The organism is Brachyspira catarrhinii (genome assembly GCF_005518285.1).
GTDB lineage: Bacteria > Spirochaetota > Brachyspiria > Brachyspirales > Brachyspiraceae > Brachyspira > Brachyspira catarrhinii.
This window is the reverse complement of the sequence record NZ_SJDU01000782.1, coordinates 1-453: the sequence shown is the minus strand read 5'-3', so window position 1 is coordinate 453 and position 453 is coordinate 1. Positions and strand designations below refer to the sequence as shown.

Genomic DNA, 453 nt, shown 5'->3' with positions numbered 1-453 from the left:
AAACAAAACCTCCATAAAGATTAATTTTTTTTATAAATAACGGAAACAATTCATTAAATAGCAATTCATTAAAGAATAATCCATTAAAGAATAACTCATTTTTAAAGAACTATCTCCAATATTTATCATTCTCGTCATTACAACCGTCATCGCCGTGAGGCGCACAGCGTGTGCGAGTGTAAACGAAGCAATCCATTTCTCATAACAAGGTGGCTTCAGCCCTTGTGTCCCTTTTCTAATTGCATACAAGGGGTTCGCCATAGGCGTCCCGTTGGGAAACCGCCTTGTTATTAAGAAAAGCATCAATCCATATTTGGATTACTTCGGACTTTTTCAAGTCCTCGTAATGACATCCTTTTTTCGCCCTCGTTCCCAAAGGGACGCAGAAGCGAATGATATCCTTTCTTTCACTTTCCACACCTAATATAACAAACTTTGCAAATTTGTCAACAA

Annotated in this window: 1 protein-coding gene; it reads right to left on the bottom strand. The window is 37.5% G+C overall.

The features are described from left to right. Nucleotides 1-235: 235 nt before the first annotated feature. Nucleotides 236-453 (bottom strand): hypothetical protein (locus EZH24_RS15200; RefSeq protein WP_236847283.1); only part of this gene is annotated, 218 nt, incomplete at its 5' end.